General features: G+C 62.1%; 8 protein-coding genes. 6 read left to right on the forward strand and 2 right to left on the reverse strand.

The window, feature by feature from the left end:
* Positions 1-132: 132 nt before the first annotated feature.
* Positions 133-933 (forward strand): phytanoyl-CoA dioxygenase family protein, encoded by an 801-nt coding sequence (locus QZ653_RS14625; RefSeq protein WP_296421210.1) that lies wholly within the window; start codon positions 133-135, stop codon positions 931-933.
* A 12-nt stretch (positions 934-945) separates the two neighbouring features.
* Here the strand turns inward: QZ653_RS14625 and QZ653_RS14630 are convergent, their stop codons facing one another.
* Positions 946-2079, reverse strand: a complete 1134-nt coding sequence (locus QZ653_RS14630) for a Gfo/Idh/MocA family protein (RefSeq protein ID WP_296421212.1) — start codon at positions 2077-2079, stop codon at positions 946-948.
* A gap of 2 nt (positions 2080-2081) precedes the next feature.
* Positions 2082-2804 (reverse strand): GntR family transcriptional regulator, encoded by a 723-nt coding sequence (locus QZ653_RS14635; protein ID WP_296421214.1) that lies wholly within the window; start codon positions 2802-2804, stop codon positions 2082-2084.
* Between the two features lie 102 nt (positions 2805-2906).
* Here QZ653_RS14635 and QZ653_RS14640 point away from each other — a divergent pair, with 102 nt between their 5' ends.
* The 5 genes from QZ653_RS14640 to QZ653_RS14660 form a co-directional block, all read left to right on the forward strand.
* Entirely contained in the window at positions 2907-4061 is a 1155-nt protein-coding gene (locus QZ653_RS14640) for an LLM class flavin-dependent oxidoreductase (protein ID WP_296421216.1), read from the forward strand.
* Between the two features lie 11 nt (positions 4062-4072).
* Entirely contained in the window at positions 4073-4957 is an 885-nt protein-coding gene (locus tag QZ653_RS14645) for an aldo/keto reductase (RefSeq protein WP_296421218.1), read from the forward strand.
* Positions 4958-5443: a flavin reductase family protein gene (locus QZ653_RS14650; protein ID WP_296421219.1), complete on the forward strand. Its 486-nt coding sequence runs from the start codon at positions 4958-4960 to the stop codon at positions 5441-5443.
* A 59-nt stretch (positions 5444-5502) separates the two neighbouring features.
* Positions 5503-6261, forward strand: a complete 759-nt coding sequence (locus tag QZ653_RS14655; RefSeq protein ID WP_296421222.1) for a TRAP transporter small permease — start codon at positions 5503-5505, stop codon at positions 6259-6261.
* Positions 6261-6640: TRAP transporter large permease subunit (locus QZ653_RS14660; protein WP_296421225.1), on the forward strand; the 380-nt coding region annotated here is incomplete at its 3' end. The genes QZ653_RS14655 and QZ653_RS14660, both read left to right, overlap by 1 nt.

Raw genomic sequence — 6640 nt, forward strand, 5'->3', positions numbered from 1 at the left:
GTCCAGTCCATCATGGGGGCCACGGACAGGCGTGCGGAGGTGTGCAATAGATGGGTCATGGCCGCCATATAGACCCGCCACCAGCCTCTGTCATCCCTTGACGGCGCGGCGCGGTGCGGCCACGAAGTCCATATGACACATTCGCTGATTGCCCAATCCCATATCGACACCTTCCAGCGCGACGGCGTTGTCCTGATCAAAGGGCTCTTTGCCGATCACGTGGACACCCTGCGCGCAGGCGTTGACCGCAACATGGCCGATCCGGGGCCCTATGCGGCAGAAAACCTGCATGATCACGAAAAGGGGCGCTTTTTCGATGACTACTGCAACTGGCAACGCATCCCTGAATTTCAAAAGGTCATCGCAGACAGCCCCGCAGCCGAGGTCGCAGCCGACCTGATGCAAAGCCAAACCGTGCAGCTTTTTCACGATCACGTGCTGGTCAAGGAACCGGGCACCTCAAAACCCACCCCGTGGCACACCGATGGCCCCTATTACTTCGTCGAAGGGCGGCAAACCGTCAGCTTCTGGTCGCCCCTTGATCCGGTGACCGACGCGTCGCTGCGCTGTGTGGCCGGATCACACCTCTGGCCAAAACCGGTGCTGCCCACCCGCTGGTTGTCCGAGACCTCGTTCTATCCCGATGACGACACCTATATGCCCGTGCCGGACCCCGATGCCCAAGGCATGCGCGTGGAAGAATGGCCGATGGCGCCGGGCGATGCCGTGGCCTTTAACTACAACATCCTGCACGGCGCGCGCGGGAATGAGACGACACAGCGCCGCCGCGCGTTTTCCCTGCGTCTGCTGGGCGATGATGCCCGCTACACCGAACGCCCCGGCCCCACATCGCCACCCTTTCCGGGCCACGACATGCAGCAGGGCCAAAAGCTGCGGACCGACTGGTTCCCCCAAATCTGGCCGCGCCCCTAAAATTCGGGAATTTTAGGTCCCCGCCGACAGATCAACCGCCTGTCCCGTGGCCGCCGATCGCTGCGCCGCAAGCCCCATGGCCACGGCCTTCGCCCCGTCCGACACCGTGACCTCAACCCCGCCCTGCCCGCGCACGACAGCGTTGAACCGCTGGTGCTGATAAAAGGTCGATCCGTTGTGATCCCCAGCCTCAAGCAAAGTGGGATCGACAGGGATATCCATGGTGATCGGCCCTTTCGGCGCACGCGGGCTGATGATCAGCTGCGGCACCGGCGCTGGCCCCAGCTTGGCCGGCCAGAACCGGCCCGGACCGGGCACCAGACATTCGATCTTGCCCTTGGGGCCCACGGCCGAAATCTCCTCCTGATACTGGCTGCCTTCGGCAAACATGCACAGCTCCAGCATGGCCCGCGCGCCTGAGGCGAAGTCGATGATCACATAGCCGTTGTCCCAGATGTCCGGGCGGCGTCCGTCGTAATCCTCATCCACGTGATTGAAATTCTGCCCCGCGCTGGCCATCACCCGCACGGGTTCCGACTTCAGGATCACCCGCATCAGATCAAAGAAATGACAGCACTTTTCCACCAAAGTCCCGCCCGTGTTTTCATTAAACCGGTTCCAGTCGCCAATCTTGGGCAAAAACGGGAACCGGTGTTCGCGGATGGTCAGCATGGCAATCCCGCCGGTGGCCTGTTCGGCCTGTTCGATCAGCGCGGCCACAGGCGGCATATACCGGTACTCCATCGCCACCCAGACCGGATACGGATAGCCCTTGAACAGCCTGTCCAGTTCGGCGGCATCGGCGGGGTCCGTATAAAGCGGCTTTTCACACAGGATCGGCAGGGGCCGCTTGGCCACGATCTGGCGCAACTGGTCCATATGGATGTTGTTGGGGCTGACAATCACCACCGCATCCAGATCCTCAAACGCCAGCAAGTCATCCAAGGTCGCCGCCACTGCGGCAGGCGCCGCAGCCCCGTCCTTGCCCGCCAAAATCGCCGCACTCTGCGCCAGCTCCGCCACCGGATCATAGACCACAGACACCCGCCCCTGCGGCAGCAAATTGATGTTCTGGATATGCTCCCGCCCCATCATACCGCAGCCGATCAGCCCGTAATTCACCATATCTTGCGCACCTGTCGCCATTGTCAGCTTTTCCCCAGTCTCGAGACGTAGTTGATGTGGTTCGGATCGAACCAAGTTCTTGAAAATTCGACGGTTTCCCCCGCCTGTGACCGGCCCGTCCGCTCGATATATCCCGCCATCTGCCCCGCAGACAGGCCAAACCGCACATCCACCCAAGCCGGCACCGCCGCGACATTCACGCGGTCCTCGGCGGAGGTGATCGTCAGCCCGAGGCTTTCGGAATAATAAAGGTAGAGGGAATCCGACACCGCCCGTTCATCCACCGTGTCGGTCACCGCCCCGTCGAGCCAGATTTCCTCCATCGCGGCGGGCACATCATCCATGAACCGCAACCGGCGGAACCGGAACCCGTTGGGGCTGCGAAAGCCTGCGGCGCGCGGCGCGGCCATGTGATCAATCGACAAAACCTCCGCCGTGGGCAGGCCGCCACCGTCGCGCCGTTCGATGCGCAAAAACGAATAGACCGACGCCACATCGGCCCGCGCGCGCACGTAATTGCCGGACCCCTGCACCCGTTCCAGCAGGTCCTTGTCCGCCAGAACCTCCAGCGCGTGGCGCAGGGTGCCGACGGAAATCGACAGCTGCTCGGCCATCTCCCGTTCGGGCGGCAGACGTGCGCCATCGGCCAACCGGCCAGCGGCGATATCACGGATCAGCCCTTCGGCGATCTGTACATATTTCGGAAGCGCGCCGGTCTGTTCTGGGCGGCGCTGACGGTCTGACATATCGCCCTCCTCCCAAAGCGCGAATAAAATTGATACAGGATTGATGCAATGAAAACGCTGTGCTACGCAAGAGGCAATGAAGCGACCACCGCAGGGGGAATCATGACAATCGTTCCGGTGACAAGCGCGGACCTCGCAGCCTCTGAAGTGTCGTGGTTTTCCGCCTTGTGTTCAGACGACTACCAATTCCTCGGCGTGCCCGATGGTGATTTGCGGTCCTCGTGGGAACACTGCCGCGACATCGTTCTGACGGCGGAACAGCAGGGCTTTCGCAACATTCTGGCCCCCTCGTCCTATCAGGTGGGGCAAGACACGCTCAGCTTTGTGGCCGGCATGGCCCCCCTGACCGACCGCATCAACATGCTGGCCGCGATCCGCTGCGGGGAAATGCAGCCCATCATGCTGGCGCGCACGGTGGCCACGCTGGATCACATGATGAAAGGTCGCCTGACCCTCAACATCATCTCCTCCGATTTTCCCGGCGAAGTGGCCGACAGCGGCTTTCGTTATCAACGCTCCCGCGAAGTGGTCGAAATCCTCAAACAGGCCTGGACCCAGGACGAAATCAACTACGACGGCGAGGTCTACCAGTTCAAAGGTGTCCCCACCGCCCCCGCCACGCCCTACCAGACCGGCGGCCCGCTGCTCTACTTCGGGGGCTATTCCCCTGCCGCGCTGGACCTCTGCGGTCAGCATTGTGACGTCTACCTCATGTGGCCCGAACCCGAAGAAAACCTTGCCCAACGAATGCGCGACGTGAACGCTGTGGCCGAAACATACGACCGCACGCTGGACTACGGGTTGCGCGTGCACATGATCGTGCGCGACACCGAAGCCGAGGCCCGCGAATACGCCGATTACATCGTCTCCAAACTCGATGATGACTACGGCAAACTGATCCGCGACCGCGCCCACGACAGCATTTCCCTTGGCGTCGCCCATCAAGCCAAGGCCCGCGAACTGGCCGATAAATTCGGCTACGTCGAACCGGGCCTGTGGACAGGCGTCGGCCGTGCGCGGTCCGGCTGCGGGGCGGCCCTTGTCGGGTCCGCCGACCAGATCCTCAGCAAGATCGAAAGCTACCGCAAAATGGGCATCCGCGCCTTCATCTTCTCGGGCTATCCCCACATCGACGAGGCCGAATATTTCGGCAAACTCGTCATGCCGGAGCTTGAGACCTGTTCACTGCCCCACGCCTACGGCAGAGTACCCGCAGACACACCCGCAACACCCCTAGGAAACGGACCACGGACCTGATGGCCAACACAATGGAACGCGTACAAATTACATCCGACCTCTCCTTCTCGCGCATCGTTTACGGCATGTGGCGGCTGGGCGACGTGGACGACACCAGCCCCAAAACCGTCCAGGCCAAGATCGAGGCCTGTCTGGAACAGGGCATCACGACCATGGATCAGGCCGACATTTACGGCGGCTACATGGCCGAAGAGATCATGGGCGCAGGCCTCACCCAATCCATCCGCGACCAGATCGAGGTTGTCACCAAATGCGACATCCTCATCCCCGCAGGCCGCTATGCCGACAGCCCCGGCAAGTACTATGACACCAGCCGTGAACATATCGTAAACTCCGTCGATCATTCCTTGCGCCTCATGGGCCTCGACAAGATCGACTGCCTGCTGATCCACCGCCCCGACCCGCTGATGGACCACCATGAAACCGGTGCTGCCCTGGATGAGGTCGTGGCCTCTGGCAAGGTGCGCAGCGTTGGCGTCAGCAACTTCAAACTGCACGATTGGACCCTGCTGCAATCGGCCATGAAAACCCCGTTGGTCACCAACCAGATCGAAATGTCGCTGGGCCACATCGACCCCTTCACCAACGGCGATCTGGCCTATCTGCAAGAACGCGGCATCCCGCCCATGGCATGGTCGCCCTTGGGCGGCGGTGCGCTGATGACAGACGACAGCGCTGTGGCCCGCGCCATGGACGCCGTTGCCGCCGATTTCGGCGTGGACCGCGCCGCCGTCGCCGTGGCCTTCCTGCTGGCGCACCCCGCAGGGATCATGCCCGTGATGGGCACCAATAACCTCAACCGGATCAAAGGTTTCTCCGACGCTCTTAAAGTCGACCTCGACCGGCCCACATGGTTCAAACTCTATGAGGCCGCCCTCGGCCATGAGGTCCCGTAGGTGGCGGTCTTCAACCCCACAACCGACCCGCGCGCCTTTCGCGACGCATTGGGCGCCTATGCCACCGGCGTCACAATCGTGACCGTGCCCGGCGCCGATGGCCCCACAGGCATCACCGCCAACAGCTTTGCCTCCGTGTCGCTGGACCCGCCCTTGGTGCTCTGGTCGCCTGCGAAATCATCCAAACGTTTCAATGACTTCTCGGGCGCTCCTCATTTTGCGATCCACGTGCTGGACGCCCACCAACAAGACATCTGCGACGCCTTTACCCGTGACAAACACGCCTTTGACGGGCTGGACTGGCAGACAGGCGACAACGACGTGCCGCTGATCAACGGCTGTCTGGCCCGGTTCGAATGCACGCGCGATGCCGAACACGACGCAGGCGACCATATGATCATCGTGGGCCGCGTCACCGGTGCCAGCGTGCGCGATGGTCTGCCGTTGCTGTTCCAAGGGGGACGGTTCGTCGCGATAAAAGGATGAAGAATGGGGGCCAAGCCCCTGAAATCAGGCCGAAAGGCCCAAGAAGGGAGGGCAAGCCGTTGGGAGGACGTCTTGCAATCATCGCCGTCAGCACAGCCTATGTGGCGATCCTGGCTGTCGGCGCTTTTGAAGACCGGCGGGAGGCTTTGGCCGACGCCATCGGCATGGCCGACATGGCCGTCGTCGCCGCCCTCGCCGGTCTACTCTGGCTCGCCTGCCTGATCCGCCCCACAGCGGGCGCACGCGCCCATGCGGCGATCAACGCGACATTGCACCCCATCGGGAAATGGATTTCCATCGGCGCGCTCATCGCCATGGTCTGCTTTATCCTGCTGCAGGTCCTCATGCGCTACGTCTTCAACGATGCGCCCAACTGGACCGAAGAAGCCGCGCGGTTCGGGATGCTCTGGCTTGTGGGTCTGATGTCGCCGATCGCCTACCGTCACGGCGGGTTCGTGGCCATCGACATGCTGGAACGCGCGCTGAATGCGCGGCTGGCCGCCATTCTGTCGCTCATCCTCTTTGCCATGTCCTTCGCTGTGTTGCTGGTCATGTGGGACAAGGGGTTGAACAACCACGTGGACAGCCTGTCAGGCCGCGGCTGTTCCTCCACCCTGCGTTGGCCCTTCGGGATCGAGATCGGCAAATGCGGCGCGAAGTTCTCAAATTATTACCAATACCTCGCCCTTTGGGTCGGGATTAACCTGTTGATCCTTGTCTGCGTGGAACTGATCCTGCGGCAAATCCTCACCCTCTTGGGCCGCGATGCCGGCCTAGACCCCTTGGGCGATAACGAAGAAATCGGGAGCGCATCGTAATGCTGATCTGGTTCCTCCCCCTCTTCCTCGCGATCCTGATGATCGGCACGCCGGTGGTCTTCGCCCTGCTCTTCGCGCCCGGTTTCATGACATGGGTCACCGGCAACGAACGCGACCTCGCGATCCTCTACCGCAACGTCTACACCGGCATCGACAGCTTCCCGCTGATGGCGCTGCCGTTCTTCATGCTGGCCGGTGAAATCATGAACCGCGGCGGCATCACCACGCGGCTGGTGGAATTCAGCCAAGCCTTCATGGGCCACCTGCGCGGCGGCCTTGCACAGGTCAACATCCTCAGCTCGATCCTCTTCGCGGGCCTGTCAGGCTCCGCCGTGGCCGACACCTCGGCCCTCGGGTCCACCCTCATCCCCGCGATGGA

Origin of the sequence: Pseudooctadecabacter sp. (assembly GCF_020627745.1) — a bacterium.
In the GTDB taxonomy this organism is placed as follows: Bacteria; Pseudomonadota; Alphaproteobacteria; order Rhodobacterales; family Rhodobacteraceae; genus Octadecabacter.